We start from the raw sequence: 729 nt of genomic DNA, 5'->3' as shown, positions 1-729 counted from the left end.
GCCTGCAGACGGGTTTAATGAAAAAGAAAGACAGATTTTTACCACATTATTACCAACCGCCGCAGCGATTAAGCACCGCAATATGGGAGCTAATTTGTCTACAGCGGAATTAATAGAAGAGACGAAGCGGTATTGTATCGGGCAGATTGAGAAAGTGCTGTGAACTTACTCCCCAAACGCAAAAGCCGCGTATCCCACAAACGAGTCGGGTACTACGCCTTCTTCCATGTCCGCGCTGGTCGCGTACTCCAAAAGCTTCGCGCCGCCAAGGCCCGCCTCTTTGGCGAAACCCATCGCGCCTAAAACCGCGCCTGCGGAACAGGCGGAAAAATCCCCTGCGGCGCGAAGAAGAACCTCGCCGCTGTTTCCCGACTCGACCGCCTTGATAAAGTTGGCGTCGCTTACCTCGCGCACCCAGCGCAGGGCGGCGCTCCCCGAACCGCGAGGCGAAAAGCCGTAATTGACGCCGTAATGGGTTAAATCGGTGGAGGCGAGGACGTTTACCTTGCGCTTCAATTTAGCCGCCGCCTTAGCGATTGCGATTCCTGCGGCGAATGACGAGGTTTCGGCGGGCAGGCGCGTCCACACAAGCTGAGCCTTGGGGAAAAAGAAGCGAACCATGGGTAAAAGCACCTCGACGGTGTTGTCGCGGTAGCAGTCCTCTTCGCCGGCAAGTTCTTCCTGCAGGGCGGAACGTAGTTCGGAATCAATGGGCATAGGGCCAAAAGG

The 729-nt window shown here is 56.1% G+C and carries 1 protein-coding gene; it reads right to left on the bottom strand.

The features are described from left to right. Positions 1-165: 165 nt before the first annotated feature. Positions 166-729: AmmeMemoRadiSam system protein B (gene amrB / locus ACYVTD_RS14930; protein ID WP_461248503.1), on the bottom strand; the 564-nt coding region annotated here is incomplete at its 5' end.

It is taken from the genome of Treponema sp. R6D11 (assembly GCF_054786075.1).
Note: the sequence above shows the minus strand (reverse complement) of the source record. Positions and strands in the feature narration are given on the sequence as shown.